The 26,115-nt window shown below is 46.7% G+C and carries 26 protein-coding genes; 6 read left to right on the top strand and 20 right to left on the bottom strand.

The features are described 5' to 3' along the window. The 11 genes from ABIN22_RS03290 to ABIN22_RS03240 all read right to left on the bottom strand — a co-directional run bounded on the left by ABIN22_RS03290 (position 1) and on the right by ABIN22_RS03240 (position 11,894). Positions 1-1,287, bottom strand: coding sequence for a TRAP transporter large permease (locus ABIN22_RS03290; protein WP_346906546.1), 1,287 nt, complete (start codon positions 1,285-1,287; stop codon positions 1-3). Then, positions 1,275-1,775, bottom strand: coding sequence for a TRAP transporter small permease (locus ABIN22_RS03285; protein ID WP_109729328.1), 501 nt, complete (start codon positions 1,773-1,775; stop codon positions 1,275-1,277). Before ABIN22_RS03285 ends, ABIN22_RS03290 begins: the two co-directional genes overlap by 13 nt. 33 nt (positions 1,776-1,808) lie before the next feature. Continuing rightward, a complete protein-coding gene (locus ABIN22_RS03280; RefSeq protein WP_346906544.1) occupies positions 1,809-3,056 on the bottom strand; it encodes an MFS transporter in 1,248 nt (415 codons plus the stop codon). A 122-nt stretch (positions 3,057-3,178) separates the two neighbouring features. After that, positions 3,179-3,943, bottom strand: a complete 765-nt coding sequence (gene aroD / locus ABIN22_RS03275) for a type I 3-dehydroquinate dehydratase (RefSeq protein ID WP_346906542.1) — start codon at positions 3,941-3,943, stop codon at positions 3,179-3,181. Between the two features lie 67 nt (positions 3,944-4,010). Further along, positions 4,011-6,026, bottom strand: a complete 2,016-nt coding sequence (locus ABIN22_RS03270) for an oxidoreductase (RefSeq protein WP_346906540.1) — start codon at positions 6,024-6,026, stop codon at positions 4,011-4,013. Between the two features lie 14 nt (positions 6,027-6,040). Next, a complete protein-coding gene (locus ABIN22_RS03265; protein ID WP_346906538.1) occupies positions 6,041-6,865 on the bottom strand; it encodes a sugar phosphate isomerase/epimerase family protein in 825 nt (274 codons plus the stop codon). Between the two features lie 10 nt (positions 6,866-6,875). Beyond that, a complete protein-coding gene (locus ABIN22_RS03260; protein WP_181368535.1) occupies positions 6,876-7,922 on the bottom strand; it encodes a zinc-dependent alcohol dehydrogenase in 1,047 nt (348 codons plus the stop codon). A 36-nt stretch (positions 7,923-7,958) separates the two neighbouring features. Next, on the bottom strand, positions 7,959-9,002 hold the full coding sequence (locus ABIN22_RS03255) for a zinc-dependent alcohol dehydrogenase (protein ID WP_109729334.1): 1,044 nt from the start codon (positions 9,000-9,002) through the stop codon (positions 7,959-7,961). A gap of 139 nt (positions 9,003-9,141) precedes the next feature. Then, positions 9,142-10,104, bottom strand: a complete 963-nt coding sequence (gene iolN, locus ABIN22_RS03250) for a 3-dehydro-scyllo-inosose hydrolase (protein ID WP_109729335.1) — start codon at positions 10,102-10,104, stop codon at positions 9,142-9,144. Positions 10,105-10,234: 130 nt separating this feature from the next. Next, positions 10,235-11,143: a hydroxymethylglutaryl-CoA lyase-like TIM-barrel protein gene (locus ABIN22_RS03245; protein WP_346906535.1), complete on the bottom strand. Its 909-nt coding sequence runs from the start codon at positions 11,141-11,143 to the stop codon at positions 10,235-10,237. 118 nt (positions 11,144-11,261) lie between these two features. Next, positions 11,262-11,894 (bottom strand): GntR family transcriptional regulator, encoded by a 633-nt coding sequence (locus tag ABIN22_RS03240; RefSeq protein ID WP_181368537.1) that lies wholly within the window; start codon positions 11,892-11,894, stop codon positions 11,262-11,264. A 364-nt stretch (positions 11,895-12,258) separates the two neighbouring features. On the opposite strand from ABIN22_RS03240, the gene ABIN22_RS03235 reads away from it, so the two are divergent. From ABIN22_RS03235 to ABIN22_RS03225, 3 genes are all read left to right on the top strand, one after another. Beyond that, positions 12,259-13,527 carry a dihydroorotase gene (locus ABIN22_RS03235; RefSeq protein ID WP_346906533.1) on the top strand — a complete coding sequence of 423 codons (1,269 nt, stop codon included), beginning with the start codon at positions 12,259-12,261 and terminating at the stop codon, positions 13,525-13,527. 197 nt (positions 13,528-13,724) lie between these two features. Continuing rightward, positions 13,725-15,074 (top strand): 4Fe-4S dicluster domain-containing protein, encoded by a 1,350-nt coding sequence (locus ABIN22_RS03230; protein WP_109729339.1) that lies wholly within the window; start codon positions 13,725-13,727, stop codon positions 15,072-15,074. 14 nt (positions 15,075-15,088) lie between these two features. Then, positions 15,089-15,628 (top strand): BMC domain-containing protein, encoded by a 540-nt coding sequence (locus ABIN22_RS03225; RefSeq protein WP_118621345.1) that lies wholly within the window; start codon positions 15,089-15,091, stop codon positions 15,626-15,628. Between the two features lie 135 nt (positions 15,629-15,763). Here the strand turns inward: ABIN22_RS03225 and ABIN22_RS03220 are convergent, their stop codons facing one another. Next, positions 15,764-16,783 carry a sensor histidine kinase gene (locus tag ABIN22_RS03220; RefSeq protein ID WP_346906531.1) on the bottom strand — a complete coding sequence of 340 codons (1,020 nt, stop codon included), beginning with the start codon at positions 16,781-16,783 and terminating at the stop codon, positions 15,764-15,766. Then, positions 16,780-17,451: a response regulator transcription factor gene (locus ABIN22_RS03215; protein ID WP_109729830.1), complete on the bottom strand. Its 672-nt coding sequence runs from the start codon at positions 17,449-17,451 to the stop codon at positions 16,780-16,782. Before ABIN22_RS03215 ends, ABIN22_RS03220 begins: the two co-directional genes overlap by 4 nt. A gap of 245 nt (positions 17,452-17,696) precedes the next feature. Here ABIN22_RS03215 and ABIN22_RS03210 point away from each other — a divergent pair, with 245 nt between their 5' ends. Genes ABIN22_RS03210 through ABIN22_RS03200 form a run of 3 tightly spaced genes read left to right on the top strand, consistent with a single transcriptional unit; the run spans position 17,697 to position 19,547 of the window. Beyond that, the gene (locus tag ABIN22_RS03210) at positions 17,697-18,011 is read left to right on the top strand and encodes a PadR family transcriptional regulator (protein WP_109729342.1); all 315 of its coding nucleotides are present in this window, start codon (positions 17,697-17,699) and stop codon (positions 18,009-18,011) included. Continuing rightward, a complete protein-coding gene (locus ABIN22_RS03205) occupies positions 18,011-18,607 on the top strand; it encodes a DUF1700 domain-containing protein (protein ID WP_109729343.1) in 597 nt (198 codons plus the stop codon). The genes ABIN22_RS03210 and ABIN22_RS03205 overlap by 1 nt, the downstream gene beginning before the upstream one ends. Further along, the gene (locus ABIN22_RS03200) at positions 18,591-19,547 is read left to right on the top strand and encodes a DUF4097 family beta strand repeat-containing protein (RefSeq protein WP_346906529.1); all 957 of its coding nucleotides are present in this window, start codon (positions 18,591-18,593) and stop codon (positions 19,545-19,547) included. Before ABIN22_RS03205 ends, ABIN22_RS03200 begins: the two co-directional genes overlap by 17 nt. 71 nt (positions 19,548-19,618) lie before the next feature. Here ABIN22_RS03200 and ABIN22_RS03195 read toward each other — a convergent pair whose 3' ends face one another. The 7 genes from ABIN22_RS03195 to ABIN22_RS03165 all read right to left on the bottom strand — a co-directional run bounded on the left by ABIN22_RS03195 (position 19,619) and on the right by ABIN22_RS03165 (position 25,959). Beyond that, complete coding sequence (locus tag ABIN22_RS03195) at positions 19,619-19,966, bottom strand: arsenate reductase family protein (RefSeq protein WP_118621348.1); 348 nt, start codon at positions 19,964-19,966, stop codon at positions 19,619-19,621. Positions 19,967-20,001: 35 nt separating this feature from the next. Then, positions 20,002-21,375, bottom strand: coding sequence for a sensor histidine kinase (locus tag ABIN22_RS03190; protein ID WP_346906527.1), 1,374 nt, complete (start codon positions 21,373-21,375; stop codon positions 20,002-20,004). Continuing rightward, the gene (locus ABIN22_RS03185) at positions 21,366-22,025 is read right to left on the bottom strand and encodes a response regulator transcription factor (protein WP_346906525.1); all 660 of its coding nucleotides are present in this window, start codon (positions 22,023-22,025) and stop codon (positions 21,366-21,368) included. Before ABIN22_RS03185 ends, ABIN22_RS03190 begins: the two co-directional genes overlap by 10 nt. Positions 22,026-22,052: 27 nt before the next feature. Then, positions 22,053-22,841: a lantibiotic immunity ABC transporter MutG family permease subunit gene (locus tag ABIN22_RS03180; protein ID WP_346906523.1), complete on the bottom strand. Its 789-nt coding sequence runs from the start codon at positions 22,839-22,841 to the stop codon at positions 22,053-22,055. Further along, positions 22,829-23,605, bottom strand: coding sequence for a lantibiotic immunity ABC transporter MutE/EpiE family permease subunit (locus ABIN22_RS03175; RefSeq protein ID WP_118621352.1), 777 nt, complete (start codon positions 23,603-23,605; stop codon positions 22,829-22,831). Before ABIN22_RS03175 ends, ABIN22_RS03180 begins: the two co-directional genes overlap by 13 nt. Next, positions 23,602-24,309 (bottom strand): lantibiotic protection ABC transporter ATP-binding protein, encoded by a 708-nt coding sequence (locus ABIN22_RS03170; protein WP_118621353.1) that lies wholly within the window; start codon positions 24,307-24,309, stop codon positions 23,602-23,604. The genes ABIN22_RS03175 and ABIN22_RS03170 overlap by 4 nt, the downstream gene beginning before the upstream one ends. 150 nt (positions 24,310-24,459) lie before the next feature. Then, complete coding sequence (locus ABIN22_RS03165) at positions 24,460-25,959, bottom strand: phage tail sheath family protein (RefSeq protein WP_346906521.1); 1,500 nt, start codon at positions 25,957-25,959, stop codon at positions 24,460-24,462. Positions 25,960-26,115 lie beyond the last annotated feature (156 nt).

Below are 26,115 nucleotides of genomic sequence, written 5' to 3'. Positions count from 1 at the left end.
TTACAGTGTCAGGCTGATTGCCGGAATAAATGTAATGAGCAGCAATGCAGCCAGAAAAATCATTATTAACGGGAACGCTTTTTTCGCAATTTCCATCACCGGAATATCAGAAAGAGAGCTTGCCACAAATAGATTCACCCCTATCGGCGGCGTCACAAACCCAATCGCCAGATTGATAACCATGACAATACCGAATTGTATAGGATCCATCCCGATTTCCAGTACAATTGGCAGCAGAATGGGCGTCGTAATCAGGATTGCCGGGCTGGTGTCCATCACCATTCCCACAATCAGAAGGAACACATTGATCACAATCATGATGACCACTGCCCCTGAAAATGTATCCAGAATCCATCCACTGATTGTCTGCGGCACCTGCATCAGGGTCAACACTCTTGAAAATGCAGTCGATGCAATGAGAATAAACATCAACGGCCCATAAGTACGCACCGCCTCAGAACAAATTGCGACGATATCCTTCATTTTCAGTGTCTTATAAATTACAATACTGACAAACAGCGCGTAAAATACCGAGATAACCGCCGCCTCTGTCGGAGACGCAATCCCTCCGTAAATACATCCCAGAATGATAACCGGAGTCAGCAATGCCCAGATACCTTCCTTCATTAGATGAGGAAAACCTCTCCCGCGGAGGATATCCACAACTTCCTTAATTTTCTCCGTATCTTCTCCATAGCGCCGGCAGTAAAAAGACGCATACGCCATCAAAAGCACAGCAATGAGGATACCGGGGATAATTCCCGCCTTAAACAGATCCCCGACTGACTCACCGGACGCCATAGAAAACAGGATATAAGGGATGCTCGGAGGGATGATAACCCCCAGCCCGCCGGCTACAGCTACGATAGCAGTGGAAAATGTCTTATCATACCCCAGATTAATCAAGATAGGAATTGTCATGCTCCCTACTGCCGCCACTGTTGCAGGTGCAGAACCTGAGATTGCCCCATAGAAGAGACAGGTAATAATGACCGCACAGGGTACGCCTGCCCTTCTTTTCCCGATAAAAAATGTAAAAATGTCAAATAATTTTCTGGACACGCCGCCCCTTGCCATAATAATCCCGGAAAGCACGAACATCGGAATAGCAAGCAGCGGGAAGCTGTCCACACCGCCCAGCATGGAGCGGATGACATAGGAGACACTTGCCGTAAAACTGGAGTCAAACGCTCCCGGCAATAAGGACGCGACTCCTAAAGATGAGGCGATAGGGAATGATAACACCAGCAAAATAATAAATATCAGAAATACGCTTACTGCTGACATGCTTCTCCTCCTTTCTTGCGGCATTTTTTTATTTCCAAGTAAAATTTCTGCGCCAATCTGACTTCTGCTAAAAGGAATCCTGCAAACGGTGCTGCCTGCAGCATCCACATCGGCATCTCACAGGCAGTGCTAACCTGCCCGCTTTCAATTGCAGTCATAAGATATCTCCATGCCGCCGGAATCATATAAGCCAAAAACACAAACTCTAATACATAATCCAAAATAAAAACAGCTGACTTCGCAAGGCCTTTGAGCTTATCCGTAAGCTGCTCCAAGCGGATTGCAATCGCTTTCTGTGTGGCAAAACCGATGCTTAGGAATCCGCTCCAAACAAAAAGATAGCGTGTCAGTTCCTCTGTCCAGGACAGAGAGAAATTAAATATATATCTGGCGCAGACCTGTACTCCCATAATCAGCGTCATCACCATCAGCAGCACAATCAATAACATTTCTTCAAAATGCTTATTCAGCCATCCCAAAGCTTTCATAAAACGCCTCCCATCTCCACAACGGAAAAATCTCTATTTTTCTTTTCCGGCCAGCCTGCCATACCGCAGGTTCACAAATAATGCCAACATGACGCCAATTGCCGTAATCACGATATTCAGTATGATAACAGAACCAGCTCCTTTTGCTGCCCCCAGAGAACCAGCCAGCGACAGGATTGTATAGTTAGAAAGACTCGATGCAATCATGATAATACTTGTAATAGTCCCCTTAATCGTAGGAAACAGGTCATTCACCGTAGCTGTTGCAAGCTGCAGCACACCGCCTGCCGCCGAATAACCGATTACAAAAGCCCCCGCCATACAGATAGCAGGCGTCTTAATCATATAGACCAGAACCAGCATGACCGTTGCGATAGCCGGATAAATAGCCAAAAACCGTACCGGAAGGAACTTGTTAACCAGCACAGATGTAACAAAAATCGCCACAATGGTGCCTGCTGAATAATAAGTCTGCATCATGCCCGGGTCTGTCATATGTGCCACTTCTTTTCCAAATGTCTGCGCACAGTTCAGCCAGAGCTGGAAGGTAGCCGTACAGGTGAATCCAATTGCAATCAGTGCAACACTTTCCACCGTAAATTTTGCTTTCTTTAGGCTGCCAAGAAAAGAATCCACTTTGTCTCCCGTCTTCCCTTCTGCCGCTCCCGCTGCTTTCTTTTCAGGCAGCGGAATCTTAAGCACGAGTACCCCTATCACCAGAATCACCGTCGCACATACATACATCAGTACAGAGTACGGAAGATTTGCCGCAGCCAAAGCCCCCATCATGAACGGAAGCAGAAGCTGTGCCATAGAAATAAACAGCTTCGTCAGCATCGTAGCAAGTCCTGATTTTGGCTCCATAAGTTCGACACATGCGGGAATGACCCCTGTATCCAGAAAAGAATTGGCAGCCCCGCCCAGAATCGCTGCAATGTACGCCACCTGCATATTCGGAGAAAACGCAATCCCCACAAAGAACAATGCATAAGAAGCAATTCCGAGCAGTGCACAGAGCCTGCGCCCCATCCTGTCTGAAATCGGACCCGAAAATGGCAGGGTAATCAGACGTCCAAGTCCCAAAGCTGCCGCAACCATCGTTACTTTCTCCACGCCTGTTCCCCACTGCCCAGCAAGGAACTCCTTAATCACCTGCTGCCCAAGCAGAGAACAGCCAATCCCATGTATAAAATAATTCAGATACAGAATAAATGCGCTGCCCAGATATTTTCCATTTGGGCCGGACTCTTTTCTTGTATTTCCACTCACAATTTCACTCATTTTTCTACTCCTTCAATCACCGCGCCTTTTTCATTACACCTTACGGCTTTGGTTACGGTCTCCTTTATCCCGTCCACTTCCCCGCCCGGGAACTTCTCCCACGCGCTCTGCCACGGGACAGTCTATTGATTCTCCGAATGATGCAGCACATTCAGGATATACTTCAGATCTTCTATCGCAAGCTGCCCGGGCGCTGATACCCGCATGGTGCTTCCGAAGGTCAGCGCCGAGCCGAAGATTTCACCACTGATCCTGCTGATTCCACCCAGCCATTTCATCGACATCGTAATCAGAGGGCCATCCGCATGTGCATTGGCATACTGATTCGTCGCTGACAGAAGCGTGAGGACATCTCCCGCATTTTTAGGCATAACCGCCACCTTAGGCACATCCGCCCCAAGCGTCCTCATCTTGCACAGCCGTCCCACAATTTCCTGTTCATTCGGCGTTTTTTCAAAATCATGGCTGGAGATAATCACTGCTTTCCCTTTTCCATGTGCATATCCGCAGAAGTCCTGACAGACCTCATCACCCATGAACAACTCAATATCCAGCAGATCCACGTCGCCTGCATCCACCATAGACTGATTCAGTCTTATGTATTTTTCTAATTCTATCGAGTCGTTGGTCCCTTCGGTACGGTAAGTAAACAGGATTGGCTTATTGCCCATCTTCTTGCGGAGTTCCCTGCCCAGTCCGGCAGTCTTTTGAACATCATCCACATCCACATAATAATCCGCCCGCCATTCAATCAGGTCAGCCCCTGCCTGCAGTGCAAGTTCTGTCTCTTGCAGAATCCCCGCTTTATCCTTCCCTGTAATCGGAACACAGACTTTCGGCATTCCTGTGCCTAACTCCATATCTCTGATTTTCAAAGTCTTTTCCATGCCTTACTCCTCCACTTATTCCTACTGCTGCTTAATCTTTGGATATCCGCTGCGGCCGCTTTCTGCCCTACTTATTCGCCAGATACCCATGCTTCCTGAGTGAATTCAGGATATTATGCCCTTCTGACACACCTTCGATAATCCTTCTGGCACGTACGCTGTCTCCGATGTTAATCATCTCCGCCTTCTGTTCCCCGCCGCATACCTCTTCAATCTTTTCCAGTATCGGACTTTGGGACTTCATGCCAAGACAGACAAACCCATAGTCGAATGTGATCACCTCTGTCCTGCCTTCTGGCGTCTTCACCTGAAACTGCGTATTTTCTACTTTGGTAAGCGCTGTTTTTGTAAGTTCTCTGACACCATATTTTTCACTGATTTCCCGCATGCGCAGCTTACTGACAGGGTCTAAGTCGCGCCCAATTTGGTCGAGCATCTCAACAATCGTCACCTTTGCGCCTCTTGGGGCGAAAAACTCCACCACATCCAGTCCGACGGCGCCGCCGCCTATGACTGCCACACTTTTCCCTTCCATATTCTGTGGGAAGGAGTCCACATTATCAATCATGCGCAGGATGGAATATACCCGGCTGCCTTCCTTGTCAATCCAGTCATGCAGCCCTTCAATCGGCGGAAGCAGAGGCTTAGAACCGGTGGCATTCACGATGATGTTGGGCTTTAGGCTGCGTACGAACTTTGCCGTTGCTTCCATTCCAGTAAATGTATACAGATTTGGAAGGCTTTGGGCACGGTTAGTGAGATATTCCACAAAATCATGGATTCTGCGTTTATCCGGTATCTTGCTGATTTCCGCCGCCAGACCACCCAGAGTCTCTTTGCGTTCCAGAAGGAAAGTCTGGCAGCCAGTCTCTGCTGCCGTACATGCGGCTTCCAGCCCGGCAGTTCCGCCGCCTATGACAACCACATTACATGGCTTCACAACCTTTTGTGTCTTGTCTTCCCAACGGTTCACCAAAGGATTCACTGTACAGCGGATTGGCGTATTCTGTGCCAGCCTGTGTCCGGCACAGCCGATATTGCAGGAAATACATTTTCTGATGCGGTCTTCCCCGCCGAATTCTACCTTATTCACCCATTCGGGATCGGCAATCAGACCTCTTCCCATCCCGATAAAGTCAGCATCCCCATTTTCCAGAATCTCCTCCGCACGCTTTGGAGATCGGATATTACCAGTTGTAATCGTAGGCTTTTGGAATGTTTCCCGGATTGCCCTCGACATATAAGAGCGCCATCCGTCCTCCAGCTGGCAGCTGTCAATCTGGTACTGCAGTGAACTGTTCAGCCCTGCTGACACATCTATGACATCCACTTCCTCCTGAAAGTAGGTGAGAAGCTCTTTTGTATCTTCCAATGTATTCCCGCCTTCTGCCAGTTCATCTGCACTGATTCTGCAGAAAATCGGGAAAAATGGCCCCACCTGTCTGCGGACCTCTTCCACCACCAGCTTTGCCAGCCGTGCCCGGTTCTCGGCACAGCCTCCGAATTCATCGTTTCTCTTATTCATGGTAGGGGAAAGGAACTGGCTGATCAGATATCCATGCCCGGCATGAATCTCCACTGCGTCAAATCCCGCTGTCTGTGCACGTTTTGCCGCCTCCCCATACCGCTTCACAATCGAAAGGATCTCTTTCTTTTCAAGCGGTCTGGGTATACTCCCGCCCGGTTTGGACGGGATGTTGGAGGAAGATACCGTCTGCATCCCGATACGTGTATCCAGAGCCGAAGCCCCTGCATGGTTAATCTGAATGGCAATGCAGGTACCATACTGGTGTACGGATTCGCAAAGCTTATACAATCTTGGGATATAGTTGTCATGGTCAATCCTGATCTGTGTAGTCCCGTTGGAGCCAAGCGGGAAGTCCACGCATGCATTTTCCACAATAATCAGGCCTGTCCCGCCCTGCGCCCGCTGCTCGTAGTAATCCATATGAAGAAAGCTCATTTCTCCATTCTGCTCCCCATAGTTGGTTCCCATAGGCGCCATTGATATTCTGTTTTTCACTGTCATTCTCCTGACTGTGAACGGTTCAAATAATTTTGGATATTTTTCGTGTTTCTTCATATTGATTACTCCTTTTATGCTTCTTTTATATCTGCATCATACCGGTAAGGATAGATGCCGTAATCTTTGAGCAGGCCAAGTCCTTTTCTGATGTCCTGCTGATAGTCGTTGAATGTATTCGCCTCATAAGAAATGTATCCTTTATAGGAGATGGACTTCAATGTTTCAAACAGTGTCCCGTAATTGAATCCATCGCCCGCCATAGGAACTCTCCTCTCGGGAAACGGAAGAAGTGGGTTATCTACATGGACATGCTTGATAAAGTCCGCATATTCTACAATATCTGAATAAGGATGCCCGCCTGCGATGAACCATCTGAAGTCCAGCAGTGTCTTCAGGTTCCCGCATCCCAGCTTTTTTGCATAGTCGTAGGCCTCGGGCACGCTTAGGACAGAATTGCAGATTGCCGCTGCAAGAGGCTCCATCATAATCGTGATATTGTACGCTCTGGCGATATCGCACAGCGTGACAATCAGCTGCTCATTCTTCTTGGACGCCTCCTCACGCCCTGCCCCTTCCGGAAGGCTTCTGGTCTTCCCGTTGCCATATACAAAATACCTTGCACCCATCCTGGCAGTCCTGTCTACGGCTTTCTTCAGGTATTCTGTATAATACGCAAAGTCGAAACTGTCATCCGCAACCACTACATCGAGTGGGAGGGGATTATCGAAGACCTCACTTGCAATCCCACTGTCTTTCACCAGTTTTCTTGCTTTCTGGTATTCTAAATCATCAAATGACATGATTTCCTTAATATGCAGTTCAACTGCATCATATCCGGCTGCCGCAATCTGATCCGCCTCATTTACAAAGCCAAAATGGCTGGTTTTCATTTTCATAAGCCGCCCCCTAATCCTCATTTACTAGCACAACTTTTACATCTGTTGACCTGCCCGATACCAGCTCCTCCATCTTCTTCTGTACCTGATTCATCGGCGCAACGGTCGTAATCAGCTTTTTCAGGTTAATCTTGCCGGATGTAAGCATCTTTGGAATCTCGTATAATTCGTCAACATAACAATAGCTGCCCTTTAATTTCATCTCATGTGCCACTGCATATTTATACTCAAATCCATCCATATGCTCCGCTGCCATGCCAATCATCGCAATTTCACCGCCGTTTCTGACCATCTTCATACTGGTGTTCAGGCTGACTGCAATGCCTACACAGTCAGCTCCGGCATCTGCGCCCTTGCCGTTCGTGATTTCCATTACCTTTAATACAGGGTCTTCCAGCCCGGAGTTAATTACATGGGATGCCCCGCATTCCAGTGCTTTTTCCAGACGCTGCTGGTTCAGGTCAATGCAGATTACATCCTTTGCGCCCAGATATTTTAAGCATTCTAATGCCAAAAGACCGATTGGGCCTGCGCCGAAAACTGTAACGACTTTATCTTTTACATCACTTAACATCTTAACGCCGCGGAGCGCAACGGAAGTAGGTTCGAACATGGAGCCTTCCTCAAAGCTTATGCTGTCTGGGATAGGAATCAGCTTTTCTGCCGGGACTACCACATAGTCTGCCATTGCGCCGTCATATCCGCCTGCCGGCATGGTTGTCCCCGGGATGAAACGTTCCTCACAGAGATTTGGAAGCCCTGCCTTGCAGTCCGGACATTCGCCGCATTGGATGTTTGGATACACTACGACCCTGCCGCCAACCGGTATGGATGGGTTCTCCACGCCTTCTCCATATTTATCAACGACACCGGAGAATTCGTGTCCCATTACAAGGGGTGCCACCCGCATGGCGCTGGTACCTTTGAACCCTCCCGTATCTGAACCGCAGATAGATACGGCTTTGACCTTAATCCTTACCTGGCCCTTTCCCGGTTCCGGAGTTTCACGTTCCTGTTCCTCGATTTTATATGGTGAGACATAACAATATGCTTTCATAGATTTTTCCTCCATTTCATCAATCTACATTTCCAATTACACTTCAATCTGTACCTTTATTTCCGTATTCTGCGGGTTATTCAGAATATCAAACGCTTCCTGTCCTCTCTCAAGAAGATACGTTGAGGTAATCAGGTCTTCTACATTCAGGCGTCCCTCAGCAAGCATCTGCGCCGCCTCCTTCATTTCCGAAGTAAACATATAGCTTCCCAGGAACTTCAGCCCTCTTCCCACAATCTCCATTGGGTCAATCTCTACCTTTTCATGCATCAGTGCTACAAGTACGATTGTTCCGCCATTTCTTACCAGCTCAAAGGACTGATTGATAGAAGAACCGACCCCGGCAGCAATGATGACTCTGTCTGCGCCATAAGAATCTGTAAGTTCTTTTACTCTTGCTGCAACATCTTCATCCTTCGCATTAATGACCTCATCTGCCCCACATTCTTTTGCCTTCGCAAGTCTTGTGTCAAGGATGTCGGATACAATCACCTTCGGAACTCCCAGAGCCTTCAGGAATTTTACAATCAACAGTCCAATTGGACCAGAACCAATAAGCACGACACTCTGTTCATCCACTGTCCTCCCAGTCTTCGCACAGGCAAGTGTCACTCCGCATGGCTCCAGCATTGCCGCTGCTTCATAAGAAACATTATCCGCAACAGGGACAACCATCCATGCCGGCACGGTCACATATTCCCGCATCGCCCCATCAGTCTGTGTGCCCCCGATTGCAGTGCCCATACTCTTCCTGTTCCCGCACAGATTACCTTCCCCACGTTTACAGAAAAAGCAGTCATTACACAACACCATAGGATTCACCGTTACCTTCTGCCCGGCTTTCAGGTCTTTGACCTCATCCCCTACCATGGTAATATCACCCGAAAATTCATGTCCCAGAACAAGCGGCGGTGCAAATCGGTCCGATGCGAACCTGTATGCTCCTAAGTCAGAACCACAGATAGATACCTTCTTAATCTTAATCTGTACTTCATCTGCCTTCGGCATTGGAATTGCCCTTTCCTCAACCTCCAGCACACCGGGTCCATGATAAACTAATGCTTTCATTGCCTTTCCCATTATCCTGATCTCCTTCTTCCTTCTCCCCCGTCCATTAAGAGAATCGCAAAGGGGTTCTGCAAAGGGGTCTGACCCTTTTGCATAGGGGTCTGACCCCTTTGCTCTCCATTGTCAGATAATTATTGTGTATTGAATCAAATTAGCACGGCCATGCGATTGTATAGATATGTTTTCCGCCTTTTGTAGGTCCTTTTAATAATTTTTCTATCTCTTCCGGATCTCTCTGGCTCATGTATTTTGCATCAGGAAGTTTTCCTACCGGACATGCTTCCAAAATGTCATGATGTAATGTAACAAGGTAATCACATACCTTTTCGATACATGCTTTTGCCTTAGCCGGGTCTGCCTCTGTCGCGTGTCCTAATACTCCCTGTGGTGCTGTCACACACTCAATTCCTGCATTTCCCACAACACAGTGTCCCGGGATTGGGTTGCCATAGATATCACCGCCCCGGTCTACATGCCCTGCCGGAAGGATTCCGTGTACATCTGTGTCTTCAGCGTGTTCCATGTCGCAGTATTCCGGGAACAGTGCCAGTGAGATACTCTGTTCTGCCTCACAAGCATGCTGGAACGGTCTGTTAAATGGTCCGCCATGCTCTTTGTCCATCAATGTCTGGGCCATGACACGCGGCAAATCTACAAAGTAAATCATCGCAGGCACCTGATATTTTTTCCCCCACTCCTGAATTGCAACCGGAAGGGAATATTCCTGGCCATGCATGCTGATGAAAATCATCTTACGGAATCCGGTATTCCAAAAACCGGTGATGATTGCACGCAGATATGCCATGAAAACATCGTCCGGAAGGGGTATTGTGCAAGGCTGCCCAATATGATGGAAGGGGTGTGAGCCATACCATACCGGCTCTGCCACTGTACATCCAACCTTCTCTGCCACCATTTCTGCAATCCTTGATACGATAAATGTATCTTCACCGATTGGACCTGAATTCCCGTGATTCTCTGTGGAACCTACCGGGATAATAATGATATCGTCTTTCTCCAGCCTCTCCTCAACATCTTTTTTTGTCATTGTCTGATAATACATCTTCTTTGCTGACTCCATCTGTCCTTCGTTTGGAAAACTCCACTCTGCCATGATTAATTCCTCCTTGAATAAGTTGTTTATTAGTTTTTATGACTTATCGAACTGCATCTTGCTTTTCAATAAGCGAATAATGGATTACTCCACTATTTTCAAAATAATTCTGCTGCCTGTGACCATAAAATCACTTTGCAGATAATGCCCGAAGTCTCTGCTGATAACTGTCTGTTCCGACACCGTTTACAAGTTTTACGATTTTCCCGCCGGCAGCCATGATTTTTTCAAAATCCATTCCTGTCTCGATTCCCATAGAATTCAGCATGAACAGCACGTCTTCTGTGGAAATATTACCGGTAGCCCCTTTGATATATGGGCATCCGCCTAATCCTGCCAGTGAGGTGTCTATCTTATCAATCCCCGCTTCCATAGCAGCCACTACATTTGCCAGCCCCATTCCTCTTGTATTATGCATATGCAGCATCCAGTCCATATCGGGAAATGCTTCCCGGAGGGCCATCGTCCTCTCATAAACGAGCTTCGGTGTGCCAAGCCCTGCAGAATCGGAAAGGGAAATCTGGGCTGCCCCTGCATCCTGAAATGCCTTTACAATCTCCTTAATAAAATCAAATGAAATCACGCCTTCCCACTGTGAAGCAAATGGCAATGAAATGGACCCTGCAAATCCCATATGGTTATCCCTCGCTATTTGCCCGGATTTGGCAAATGTCTTCATAGACTCAAGCGGGGAACGCCCTGCTCCTGCCTTGTTATGTTCCATGCTGGCCGAAACGTTCAGCTTAATCTTCTGACATCCGCAGTCCGCTGCCCTTCTCACATCATCCGGCAGATACACAAGTCCACGGTACTCAACGCCTTCCTTCATATGGAGCTTTTCAAAAACCTTGTCAGTATCCTTCATCTTATACATCGTCTCATACGTGGAAAATGCACCAACTTCAATACTTTGGCAGCCTGCATCAACAACCTCCTCGATAATTCTCACTTTTTCCTCAACCGGATAAATCTCCGGGGCTGTCTGGAAACCATCCCTTGTAACTACCTCACAAAGGATTACTTTTTTGGGAAACTTCATCTTTCTTTCTCCTCTCTTTACTGTTTTGTTAATAAGATGCTTCAATGTGATATATCCATATCGATGTCTCGTGATATTATGTGATGCATCACTAGCTTTCAAAAATATGTCCAGATGGTTATAAACCAATCTGAACATACCCTTCCTTCATTCTCTCAACAGCTGCACTCGTATGCTGGTACATACATTCCAACGCTTCTTCGTACTTCTTCGCCTCAACCAGCTTCAAAAACTTCTCATGTTCCTCTATGGGAAGATAGCTATGCTTCCTCACAATCTTTCTCGAGCCTATCCTATACTGGCTGCGCACGCCTCTGTAAAAATCAGACAGCTGCTTATTCTGCAGCAGGTCAATCAGATAAACATGGAACTCTGCATCAACTTCCGTGTATGCCGAAATATCTTTCTGCTCCATAGCCCTCTTCTGCCTTACGATGAAAGCCTTCAGAACTAAAATATCGTCTTCCTCAATCTTATCAATAATCTTCGGCAGGACATAGTGTTCCACACATTCACGGCTCTGATAGATGTTTTGAATTGCTTTCATATCAATCCGCAGTACAGAAAATCCTACATTAGAATCAACCTCCAGAAGCCCTTCATTCTGCAGCTTCACCAGTGCTTCCCTGACAGGCGTGTAACTTAAGCCCAGTTCCTTAGCACTCTTGCGGACACTGAAAAGTGTCCCCGGCTCCGCTTCCATAATCTGTTCTTTCAGGCTCTCATAAGCCTGTTCTTTCAATGTTGGCATATAAAAACTTCCTTTACCTTTGTCTTGTCTGTTTGCTTGTGATTTCTTATGATGCATCAATCATATCACTTGTCAGTACATTTGTAAACCCCACAAATCAGACAAATATATTCAATAATTTTTGTGCATATTTCACATTTATTCAAAGGGGTCAGACCCTTTTGCTCTCCATTTTCAGAATATTCTTAAATTAATAGAATCGCTATCTGTGGTCTGCCACACATGTGTCTTTTTTATAACAATAATTGATTCCGTTTCGGTCCTATGTTACCATGAACACTAGATTTGAAAGAACCTCATCAAGTGTTCAGGCAGCTTCCGGCTATGTTTGGCCGTTGCTGGGGGTAATAAGGAGATTATTCTAATGAAAATATTAATTAAAAATGGACGTGTTTTGAATCCGGCAACCAATACGGATGCCGTGCTTGATCTTTTAGCAGAAGACGCCTGCATTAAAGAAATTGGGACACATATAGACGCCACGGATACCGATAAGGTAATTGACGCCTCTGGCTGTTATGTCATGCCCGGGCTCATTGACATGCATGTTCACCTGCGCGACCCGGGATTCCTGTATAAAGAGACGATAGAGACTGGGACTCTTGCTGCTGCCAAAGGCGGATTCACCACAATTGTTGCTATGGCCAATACAAATCCAGTTATTGATGATGCACACAAGCTGGAAGCAGTCTATGAGCATGCCCGCCAGTATTCTCCTATTCATGTGCTTCAGGCCGGCTCTGTTACCAAGGGGATGAACGGTTTAGAGCTGACCAATGCCCGGGCATTAAAAAATGCCGGGGCTCCTGTATTAAGTGAGGATGGAAAGACGGTCATGAACGCAGCTCTGTTCCGCGAAGCCCTCTTAAACGCTGCTGCCCTGAACCTTCCTGTTTTAGATCACTGCGAGGATATCCATTTAAAGGGAAATGGCGCACTTAACAGTGGTTCCATCGCAAAAAAACTAAAAGTAGAAGGGATTTCCAATGCCGTTGAGGACACTATCATAGCACGGGACATCCTGCTTGCGAAAGAGACAAACGCACGTCTTCATATCTGCCACTGTTCCACTGCAGATTCTATGAAAATAATAAAAGCTGCTAAAGAGGACGGCATTTCCGTAACCGCTGAGGTATGTCCTCATCATTTCACGCTTACAGACGAAGATATCCTTCCCGGAGACTCTAATTATAAGATGGCCCCTCCTCTCCGCACCCGGAAAGATGCTGATGCATTAATAGATGGATTAAAAAATGGGACTATCGACGTAATTTCCTCCGACCACGCCCCACATGCCCTGTATGAAAAAACCGAAGACATCGCATCCGCCGCATTTGGCATCGTAGGTTTGGAAACTTCTGTTCCACTGACAATAACCGAACTTGTTATCCCCGGACACCTTACCCCTCTTCAGATGGCAGAAAAGATGAGTTATAATCCAGCCAAAATACTCGGGCTCGGGACGCGTGGCCTAAATGTGGGAGAAATAGCCGATATCACTGTCATTCATCCTGATATAGAGTTCGTAATAGATAAGGATTCCTTTGCAAGCATGGGGCGCAATACCCCATTTCATGGGCGGAAGGTCCGTGGAAAAGTCCTGTTTACTATCTGTGAAGGGGTTATCTGTTAAACCAGAACAACTAAAATAACAATCACAAGATCTTTTACTCACAGGCAGCCTGTAAACAGTAACCATCATTCCCTATATTACGATATTTTTAGGTACGATATTTTTATCCAAAATTCCCTGTTTCTTTCCTCCGAAATATGTTATTATTATAACGTATTGTAAAGAATAGCGAGAATCAATGAATGGAGAAGAAAGCTATGAGTCTAATTGAAACAGTAAAAGATGCCGGTATTGTAGGAGCCGGTGGGGCAGGATTTCCTACACATGTGAAGTTAAACACAAAGGCCGAGTATTTTATCGTTAATGCTGCCGAATGTGAACCATTGATTGAGACAGACAAGTATCTGTGCAGGACCTTTGCCGATGAACTGATCAAGGGCATCACTTATATTGCCGATCATCTGGAAGCAAAGAAGCGCTACATAGCACTGAAAGCAAAATACAAAGCCGAGATTGCCGCTTTAAAGGAAGCGATTGATAAGAATCACGCCGATATCGAGATTTTCGAGATGCGCACTTACTATCCGGCCGGAGACGAGCAGATTATCGTACAGCAGGTGACAGGAAAGACCGTTCCTGAACGCGGGATCCCGATCGAGGTGGGCGCCGTAGTTGATAATGTAGGAACCGTACTGGGAATCTACCGTGCTGTTACTGAGGGAGCAAAGGTAACAGATAAGTATCTTTCCGTTGTCGGGGAAGTAAAAGAGCCGATTATGCTGAAAGTGCCGATCGGGACACCGATCCGGACATGTATAGATGCCGCAGAACTTAAGATTTCTGATTATGCAGTCATTCTCGGCGGCCCTATGATGGGAAAAGTTTTCGCAGATGACAGTATGATCGACAAGCAGGTTGTAACGAAGACAACAGGTAACATTATCGTGCTTCCGAAAGACCATTACCTGATCAAGAAAACCCAGGTCCCGATTGAAAGACTGAAACACCAGGCAAGAAGCGCGTGTATCCAGTGCCGCATGTGTACGGATTTATGTCCGCGTTTCCAGACAGGGCACAGTATCAAGCCTCATCTTGTCATGCGTAATATCTGGAGGGAGGATATCATTGATTCCAATGAGGAGTTTGCAAAGAGCTTCGGCGATGCCGTGAACTGCTCCAGCTGCGGAGTGTGTGAGATGTTCTCATGTCCGATGGGTCTTTCTCCGAGAAAAGTGAATGATTACATGAAGGGAAAGCTTCGTGAAAGAGGAATCATGATTGATAAGACTCCGAATCCGACAGCAAGACCGACTATTGAACTGAACCGTATCCCGACTGACCGTCTGATCTCAAGACTGGGGCTTGCCCAGTATAACGGACTGCATGCACACAGCTGTACAGAGCTGCTTCCCAAGGAAGTCTTTATCCCTCTGTCCCAGCACATCGGCAAACCGGCCGCTCCCGTTGTAAAGGCGGGCGACACCGTACATACAGGCGACTTGATCGGACAGGCTGACGATGCTGGATTATCTGCCAACATCCATGCAAGCGTAGACGGAACCGTAACCGAAGTAACATCCGGCGGCATCAGAATTAATGTAAACTAATGGAGGAATCAAAAATGGGAAATTCAGTTGGAATGTTAGAATTATCCAGTATAGCAAAAGGAATTGAAACATGTGACCACGTACTTAAGGCGGCTGAGGTTGAATTACTGAGGGCCTCCACCTTATGTCCGGGAAAATATATGATCATCATCGGCGGTGACACAAGCAGTGTCAATGCGGCAATGAGTGTAGGCGAAGAGATCGCAGGACCTTTCCTTGTGGACAAGCTTCTGATCGCAAATATCAGTGATCAGCTGATGCCTGCAATCAGCAGTACAACACAGGTACCTACAAGCGGGGCTGTCGGAGTCCTTGAATTTTACTCTGTCGCTTCTGCCATTGTTGCGGCCGATACGGCTGCAAAGGCTGCGGATGTACACCTGATGGAGATCCGCACAGGATTTGCCGTGGGCGGTAAAGGATTTGTCACCATGTGCGGCGATGTCAGTGCAGTAACCGCTGCTGTGAAGGCTGCGGAAGAAGTCAGCGACCTGCTGGTTAACAGCGTTGTAATCCCGCGTCCTACAGATAAGCTTTACGAAGCTCTGATGTAGGCAGATTTACCACGAATATATAAAACGCCAAACAGTCACGATAAAACAGCTGTCCCGGCTGCGTCCATGAATTGGATGACACGCAGCCGGAACAGCTGTTTTCATTATTACAGGACTTGCTCATTGTCATCAGACTTACTCAACAATCTGGGGCTTACGGTATAAGTCCAGCTTTACTTTTGTCCCCTTACCCACTTCAGATTCTACCGTCAGGCCGTGGTTTAATTTTGTGCAGATGGATTTGCACAGATACAGCCCTATTCCTGTAGACTTCTTGTCCTTCCTGCCATTATATCCGGTGAAGCCCTTCTCAAAAATCCTCGGGAGGTCTTCTGCCTGAATCCCAATTCCTGTATCTTCGATTATTAATACACCTTCCTTCAAGGGATCCATATAGATGGAGATAGATCCCTTATTCGTATACTTCAGGGCATTGGAAAGCAGCTGCTCCAGTACAAAAAGCATCCACTTTTCATCGGTAAGCACCCTGCCTTCGCATTCCCTGTAGTCCAGACGAATTCTTTGCAGGATGAAAAGCTGGGAATACTTTCTTACGGCCTGACGGACAATCTGGTCTGTCTCATACCAGTTCAGTGACAAATCTGATGACATATCCTCCATACGCAGATAAGACATGACCATCTCAACATACTGCTCAGTCTTAAACAGCTCCATTTTCATGGAAGGGATAAATTCGGTCTGCTGCTCTTCCATCTCCTCTTCTTCAAAGGATTGTAAGAGCAGGCGCATCGCTGAGATTGGTGTCTTTATCTGGTGGGCCCATAAACTGTAATAATCAAGCATATCCTGCCTGCTGATCCGACCGTTCGTCTCAATATCCGTTTTACACTGGAACAACTGCCGTATTTTTTCCTGATATAACTCCTCTGCTATATCACAACAGCCCGGAAGTTCTCTCAATTCATCAGGCAGGGCCTCGAGTGCTTCCCTGACCCGGGATGTGTGCCGGCAGTATCTGACAAATCCTGCGATACATGCAGCGGCATATATGACGGCTGACAGCAGTATTGCATATCCAAGTGCATCACTACTTATATTATGCAGATAAAGAATAAATGTAAAGATAAACAATATCAACAAATATACAACGAACAGGCCGCTTCTTGTTCTTAAATAAGAGATCAATTTTTTCATTCGATCAGGTACCCGATTCCTTTCTTTGTCACGATAAAGTTCTCCACGCCGATTCCCTCCAATTTTCTCCTCAGTCTGGTGATATTTACCGTCAGCGTATTGTCATCAATGAACTCGTCACTCTCCCAGAGCCTTTCCATGATTCTTTCGCGCTTCACAATCTTTCCCGCATTTTCCATCAAAATCTGGAGAATCTTAAAATCATTCTTTGTCAGGTCCAGTTTCTGATCCTGATATATTACGGTGGCATCATTCAGGTTCAAAATAACGCCCTGATATTCCAGTACGCTCAGTTGTCCCTGAAATGAGTACGTACGTCGAAGCAGTGCCTGAATCTTCGCAGTCAGGACATTTAAATCGAAAGGTTTCTCGATAAAATCGTCCCCGCCCATATTCATCGCCATGACGATGTTCATATTGTCATTCGCCGAAGACACAAAAATGATCGGCACCTTAGAAATCGTTCTGATCTGGCTGCACCAGTGGAACCCATTATAAAAGGGAAGAAGAATATCCATTAGGACAAGGTGGGGCCCGAATGAAATAAATTCCTCCTGTACATTCTTGAAATCTGTGACACAGTGTACTTCATAATCCCATCTTGTCAGATGCGACTGGATCGTCTTTGCAATTGTCAGGTCGTCTTCTACGATCAGTATTTTATACATCGATGCTCTCTCCTTATCTTCTAATACGGCCGGTACTCCTGAGGCCCGGTGCCGTTCACCCAAGGTTCCCGGCACGTTCTGAACTGTAACCATTATACTCTGCCTTGCACCCTGCTAACAAGTTCTAAAGAAGATCTTTCAAAATTCTTTAGATTATATATGTTGACAATATATATTATATTTCATATAATATGTGTATAAAATATATATACAAAAATAAAACATATACAGAAAGGACTGATAACATGACCTTTACGCTGAATACACCGATGTTCGATTTTGTCGTCCTGTCGGTCATTGCAAACGGTGATGCTTATGGCTACCAGATCAGCCAGATCATCAAAAAAGCAGCAAACACGAAGGATTCCACACTCTACCCTATCTTGAAACGGTTACAGGATAACCGGTATGTGGAGACTTATGACCAGCAGTTCCAGGGACGCAACCGGAAGTACTATTCCATCACGGATACGGGCCGGGAGCACCATCAGGAATTATTAAAGGAATGGGACACTTATAAAACAACGATCGATGAGATTGTTAAGGGAGGGATTTCATAATGAACAAAACAGAATACATGAAGACGCTTGCCCACAGTCTGCGGCGCCTGCCAAAAGAAGACTATGATAAAGCAATTGATTATTTTGAAGAATACTTTGCGGATGCAGGGCCGGAAAATGAACAGCAGGCCATCGAGGATTTAGGCTCCCCTGCAGACGCAGCGAATGAACTGATTATTAACCTGGCCGTTAAAAATGCACAGGAACCCCCGAAAACAGTAAAACACGGACTGTCCGCCATCTGGATCGGCATACTTGGTGTATGTGCCGCCCCGATCGCACTGCCGTTAGCCTTTTGCCTTCTGGCAGTCATCATCTGTATGATTATGGTGGCGCTACTTTTTATCTTATGTTTATTCCTTGCGGCTGTTGCCGTGGCTGCCAGTGGAATCGTCGGTGTATTCGGCGGGGCAGTCCTTCTGTTCTCAACATTTGCCGATGGACTTGCAACAGTCGGTATGGGCCTGTTTGCATTAGGCGCCGGACTTCTGCTTGTTTACGGGGCCGTAATCTTCTGCCGCTGGTTTTTAAAGAGGGCATCCAGATCACTTGCCAATATTTCAAAGGGAGGAAAAAAGAATGAAAACAATCACTAAAAGAATTCTCACTGTTTCTGCCGGACTTATGGCAGGGGGTGCCATCCTTGGCGGAATCGGTTTTTTCATGGGAGGCAGACCCGGTGTGGCTATTAACAAATACGGGATCAATTCCTCTCATACCAAATCAGAGGCGGTAGTGTTAGAAAAAACTAAATTAGATTCCTTCTCTGATGCTACATTTACAGTTGACTCTTATACCGATATCAATGTGATGGCATCAGAAGACGGAAATTATTATCTGGAATACAAATTAGACAAAGGCGACGGTAATCCTGAATACGATGTCAGCAACGGACAATTTACTATGCAGCAGACAGACTTTTACGTAGGTTTTATCAATATTGGATTTGGCACAGATGCCCTTGTACCCAACACATATATTAATCTGTATGTACCGGAGGACAAGGAACTTGGCACACTGAACATAAACAATGACTCCGGTGATTTATCTCTGGACCATGTCCAGTTCAAAGACGCCAATATTGAAGTCGACTACGGAGACATCACGGTAAAGGACAGCAAGTTTGACTCCATGACACTCACATTGGAAAATTGTTCTTTTGACCTTGCCGACAGCGAAATCGGACAGTTTTATCTCCATAATGAATACGATGATAATACATTCACGAACTTCACATGCAAAACTGCAACTATAGAACTTGATTCTGGCGACCTTTACATGGATGCGGCTAAACTGGAATCCTTGAACTGTGATTCCGAATATGGGAATATCACACTGCTTCTCCCCGAAAAACTGGAGAAATACACGTTTGATGTCAATACAGAATATGGTTCCATCAGACTGCCGGGTGATGCCCCGAGGGGACATTATTCAGACAGGGATGAAAGCGAAGAATATTATCAGACCGACGGAAACGGGAAGAATCTGATAACCATTCAGGCTGATTCCGGAGACATTGAGATAAAAGAACGATAAAAATCACATATATTAAGAAAAACTAAGAAGTGCAGAACCCCTGCACTTCTCTGTTTTTAATGACTAATTCCTTATAACTTCTCCGCCCATTCGCTTTCTTTAAAACCGGTCAGGACTGTGTCTTTTGTAACGATAATCGGACGCTTTACCAGCATCCCGTCTGTGGAGAGGAGCTCGAGCTGCTCTTCCTCACTCATCTGCGGGAGTTTATCCTTCAGTTTTAATTCTTTGTAGAGGTTCCCGCTCGTATTGAAGAACCGCTTCAACGGCAGGCCACTTTTGTGGTACCATTCGGTCAGTTCTTCTTTTCTTGGGTTTTCTGTCTTAATATCCCTCTCCTCATAAGAGATTCCCTGTGCATCCAGCCATTTTCTGGCCTTCTGGCAGGTGGTACATTTTGGATAACATACAAATAACATATTTGTGCCTCACTTTCGTCATGATTTGTCTGTCTTTATTTGCCCGTCTTTACTGGAATGTAGAGACAGACACAGGCGCCCCTGTCTTCGTCGGAATTGGATAAAACAAGACTGCCGCCCTGCTGTTTTGCGAAGGACTGCACCGTAAACAGGCCTATGCCGTAGTGATACTCAGAGTTCCGGCTCTTATCCCCCTGATAGAACTGCTCTGCTGCGTGCCGGAGGTCTTCTTCCGTAAAGCCGGGACCACTGTCCTCTATCCGTAAGCACAGCCAGTCCCCTTCTTCTTTTATACGAATCCATATCATTCCGCCCTCAGGCGTATATTCCACTGCATTATTTAAAAGGTTTTCCCATGCACGGCCCAGAAACTGCCTGTCACTAATAATATAGTCCGACTGAAGTGAAATTACAACCTCCAGACTCTGTTTTTTTGCATCCGTAAGCATTTTCGCAGACTCCCGGAAGGATTCCGCCATATTCCGGATCTCGATCTTTTCCTCCTTCGGCTGGAAGTCACCCTCTGATTTCAGCATTTCCTGAAGCGTCAGGACATACTGCTCAATCCGGTCTGTCTCCTGAAGAATGTAAGTCTGGTACTCCCGGCTTTCTTCCCGTGATTCTGCCTCATCCAGCAGCTGTGTGCTGCCGCGTATCACGGTCAGCGGAGTCTTGATGTCATGCACCAGTGCCCTCACCTGCTGCCGCCTGTTCTCCTCCAGTTTCCACTGTTGTTTCAGTGATATTTCCAGCGCGTCCTTCATCTGAATAAGAGAGTCCATCACCTCGTCAATCTCACGAATCCTTGTATCAGGCTTTCTAAAATCCAAGTCCTTAAGCTGTACTTTTTCCGTCACCTGTTTGACCGACTCCAGCTCCTCCCGGAATATCCTGCCGAATCTCCTGACAAGTATGACACATTCGATCAGAAACGCAGACAAAAATAGCAGCAGGAGGCTTTCCGGGGCTCCCGGCAGATATTTCCTCAGCACCGGGTCCGTAAACTCTGCCTTGATATAGTATACGGCGATACAGATTTCATTTTCGCGCGGGAATACCTTGAAATATTCACTTCCATAGCTGCTGCCGCCCTGCTCATATCTCTGCCAGACACCTGTCCTCGCTTTTTCCGCCAGATTTCCGTAAAGAAATGTTCCATCCTCACTATAGACCCCGAAACGGCAGGTGTCGGGTATCATATCCTCCGTTACCTTCCCGGCTTCCTGAATGACCGTGCGGTTCTCCTCAAGCACAGTCTCCCCGTAATTGGCTGGCAGCAGCATCCCCGCGCCGCTTGCAATAAGAAATAACAGAACCGCCAAAAGGAGCAGTCCGCCCGTCACAGCACAGAACCAGAGCAGGAACCTCCAAAACACAGACTGTACTGACACTTTTCGTTTTACTTCCATTTATACCCTATCCCCCATACCGTTTCGATCGGTTCTATCCCTGCCCTTGAAAACTTCGCCCGGATATTCTTCACATGCTCTGTGATCGCAGACACGTCACTCTCCCGGTCATAGCCAAACACCCGTTCATAAATCTGCTCCTTTGAGAAAACATGTCCGTGGTTCACAGCCAAAAACTCACTGATCTCATACTCACTTTTTGTCAATGGGATGCGCATGCTGTCCGTTTCCGCCTGCTTTCCTGCCAGGTCAAAGCGCACCCCCGCTATCATGACCGCATGTTTTTTCTCCCGGTTTTCCCTCCTCAAATGTGCCTGGACACGGGCCCTTAATTCGCCGATACCAAAGGGTTTTGTAATATAATCATCGCCGCCGGACCCGAGACCGTACATAATGCTCGTTTCATCCGTCCTGGCCGTCAGAAATAAGATCGGGCAGTCCACTTTGCTCCTGATATTCCGGCAGAATGTGATTCCATCCGTCCCCGGCATCATCACATCCAGTATGATCAAGTCATACTGGTTGAGATATTCTTCCTTTACCTCATCAGCATTCTGACAAACCGTCACCCTGTGCCCTTCCTTCTCCAGTGCACGCCTTATTAATGTAAGAATTGCCGGTTCGTCATCCACCGCTAGAATTCTGGCCATGATTTTTCTCCCTCCTTATTTCAATCCCTAATCTTCCATTCTCCTGCCTTCGTAATTGTGAAACCACATAAACAGCAGTCCTGCCCCGGCCAGAGTCATCAAAAGCATTACAATACCGCCCGTTTCAATCTGAGTCCGGAGGAATGCCTTATTTATATCTGCATTTGCCGTCATCTGCACATAATAGCCTGTAAAACGGCCTGCCCAGGCACAGGGCAGGAACTGCCAGATGCCGTCCCCCAGACCGGTCATCATAAGGGCCGCCACCAGACTCTCCACGACTCCCGCACCAATCGATATCCCTCGTGAAAAACGGATTCCGAGAAAAAGGTGAAAGCAATAGCAGAAAGTCTGGCAGACCCATGTGACTAGAATCAATACAAAATAAAATTTCCCCGGTACCTTTACATCTGTCATCAGTGAAAATCCTGCTCCAAAACCTCCGACCGCAAGGGTCAGGGCAGCCAGATTCCATAGCATGAGCAGACAGATTTTTATCGCAAGATTTGACTCCCTGTGCCTGCCGGTCCCGAAAAGATTCTGGAAATGCCCGGCCTGCTTTTCCTGCTCCGCCGCAAGTGCACTTACAAAACTTACGAGTACCGGACATACAATTGAGACAATCTCTATATAGCCGGATATTTTTCCCCACGCACTCCACATGGAGAAGCTGTAATACCAGAGAAATACGGCGATTCCAAGAACCGGCATCACAATATGCAGCCAGAGAATCCATGTCCTGCGCATTTTCAGCATCTCAGCGCTGAGCAGATGAAGGAATGTGACATGTTTTCTTCCATTTTCTAATCTTCCCATCCCCGCAGCCCCTTTCTTTGATACAGATTCGCAGTCACCAAAAAACAGATGAAAAATAACACACCTGAAATCAAAACTCCAACTGGTATGGTCCATAAGTCCAAAACCTCCGGAGAAAACGTCTGGCTCCCCGGCTGCGCAGGAAGTCCGTTTGGCAGTATCCTAAGGACGGGGCACATCAGGCGGCTGATATAAGAAAATGGATTCAGAAACCACCATTTTGACAGTGCTCCCAAGATCCCCAGGCCAATATTCCCTGCCAGTCCGAGCAGAAGCCCTGCCGCATATCCACACGTGCGGCTCATAAACAGCCAGAGTGGAACCTGCCATGCACTTAAGGCCAGCCACAGGCATACCGCTGCAAGACCTGCCATACCAGAAATACTCCTGAGAGCCCCCTTTGCCAGAATCCTGCTGACGATTTCCTGCGTGCAGTACAAAAGCAGTGCCGCATACAGAAGTGTTTTTAAACTGTAGATTACTTTTGCGGCCCAGAGCTTTTTCATATCAAGAGGAAGTGTTCCCATGATCCTGTTTTTTACTCTTTTTTCCCGCTGTTCCGTGAATGCCGTGCTAAGCAGGAGCAGCATGGGAAAGAATGTGGTATACCACCAGTTATACTGATTTGTCTGATAATAAACTGCATCCTGACCTGAAAATAGGAACGAAATCAACAGACTGACGAGAGGCACGGCCCAGAATAATTTTGCCGACACCGTGTGTCTGTTCTTCAGCCCTTCTGCTTTGATATATGCCTGCATCATGCCGCCCTCCCCCTGTTCTTTCTCACAACTTCGGTAAACAAGACTTCCAAATCTTTTCCCTGCTTCATCCCGCCCTGGTATCCGAGCACACCGTCCGAAATGATTCCCACATAATCCGCCACCTGCTCAACCTCGCTTAAAATATGGCTTGAGACGATGACCGTAATTCCTTCATGGGCAAATCCACGGATCAGTTCTCTCAACTCCTGTATACCGAAAGGATCCAGCCCGTTCGTCGGCTCGTCAAGGATCAGCAGGGACGGGTGATTCAGAAGTGCAGCCGCAATTCCCAGCCTCTGCTTCATCCCCATCGAAAACTGACCGGCCCGTTTCTTCCCAGTATTTTTTAGGTCCACAATTTCTAGTACCTCCTGAATACGCCTCTTCGGAAGTCCCAGCAGAAGCGTCCGTACCTCCAGATTTTCCTCCGCCGTCAGATTTTCATAGAGAGGGGGCTGTTCGATCAGAACACCCGTTTCCTTAAGACTGTCCCTGGTCCATCGCTTTCCCCGAAAATAAATCTCCCCTTCATCCGGCCGCATCATTCCCGAAAACATCTTCATAAGCGTCGATTTCCCGGCCCCGTTTGGACCAAGCAGGCCGTATACACAGCCCTGTGGCACCTTCAGGGATATCCCCTTTAATACCTTCTGCCGGGCAAAACTCTTGCTGATTCCCTTCGTCTCTAATATAAATTCACTCATATCAGTGTCCTCCTAATTACATTCTGTATTTGATAAAATAATCATACAAAAAGAATATAAGGAATTTATAAGGGTGGGGGATTTTCTTTCAATTGGAGGGGCGGTAAAATTTTCTACGCATCTGGGGTATATGACCGGTATGTTTTTTCTTTATGAACTGCTCTCGGCGGTATGTTGTGTGATACGGAAAATTACAAATTCTGCGGGTCTGGACGGGGAGATTCCAATATTCATTATTAATCTGCCGTTTTTGATATCATCCGGTGACATGGTTGTCGGACCGATCTCTATAAAGTAGCTCTCACTTGGTGATGCTCCTGCAAACATGCCGTTACGGAACAAAGTATTCAGAAAACTGTCTATCGAAAGGCGAACTCGGTTCCAAAGGTTAGCATCATTCGGTTCAAATGCCACCCATCCAGTATTTGCCTTAATGCTTTCCTCCACGTAAATAAATAAACGTCTGGTATTGACATATTTAAAGGCTGTATTTACACTTGCCGTCCTTGCTCCCCAGATGCGGATCCCCTGTCCCGGCAGTGCACGGATCAGGTTGATTCCTTTTGGATTCAGGATATCCTGCTCCCCCTTGTTAAAATTAATATTCAGGCCGGTGCATGCTATCGTCTCATTTGCCGGGGCCTTATGTACGCCCCTGCACATATCGGTACGGGAATAGACTCCCATAACGGCCCCTGACGGTGGGAAATATCCCGGTTTCTTATTGGCGCGGTCAAAATTCTGTATCCAGGGATGATAAATTGCTGCGTAAGTGCTGTCTATCATCTCTCTGAACTCAATCAGTTTTCTAACATCAGAGATATCCCTCGGCATATCGAGGACTGCAAACCTGCTCTGTATGCTCTCACAGTGGGCAACCAGAGAATTGATTACCTCTGGGATAGTGACACCCGGAACCGCTATAATACTCACTGTATTATTCTCAAGAAATGCCTGGATTCCGGTTCTTTTTCCCGGCCCTTCATCTGTACCAGTAAAAGTGGATGCTGTAATATTCTCTTTTGTACCGTCAGCGCCGCCCTCCAGCCGGATTGAACAATTTCCCTCTCCTAAAAGAGCCTCCACCGGATTCCCCGGCAATGGTATATCTTCCCCCTCATTTGGGCCTTTGTACTGTAACTTTACCAAACGGCTGTCCTGCAGTCTGCGGCCTATATAATTAGCCGATTCTGGGTGAAGATTTAATTCCGCGAACTCTTCTACTTCATCATCATACATTACCCGGATGGTAAGTCCTTTCTTACTATCTTCTACAAAATGTAATTCGACCCGATTCCCCCAGTTCCCCTCATTGGCCGCCGTTACGGAAAGCTGACCATTATCATATGAGGCTGACCTCGCATCAGACGGCAGTACACGTGCAACATAGCAGCGGCTTCCACCGTTTTGAAAAAACTGTTCTACTGCGCCTGCCAGATAACGGTATTCTCCAAATGCAGCTTCATTTAAGTAACCTCCGAATTTACGTGTGAATTCCGAATAAGTCAGAATCAGAACCGGAGCTCCCGCAGCGGTCCCCCTCTCTGCCAGACCTACAAATCCGGCCACACTTGTTGCTACGCCCTCCATTGAATGCGGCAAATTTTCATATTCCTCCACATATACTCCCGGCGATAAATATTCTGCCATTTCTTTTCTCCTTTCCTGCTGCAGGCACTTTGAAGCAGGCCCGACCCACGCTTTTTTTACCTTCCAATTGTATCTGTATCTATCTTATCATAAATCAGGAGGATTTCACTGATATTATTTTGTTTGTCCTAAATCTCTTAAATCTGCCACAAAAAG

This window comes from Faecalicatena orotica (assembly GCF_905197545.1).
Taxonomy (GTDB): Bacteria; Bacillota; Clostridia; order Lachnospirales; family Lachnospiraceae; genus Faecalicatena_A; species Faecalicatena_A orotica.
The sequence above is the reverse complement of the archived record's forward strand: the minus strand, read 5'-3'. Positions and strand labels throughout refer to the sequence as shown.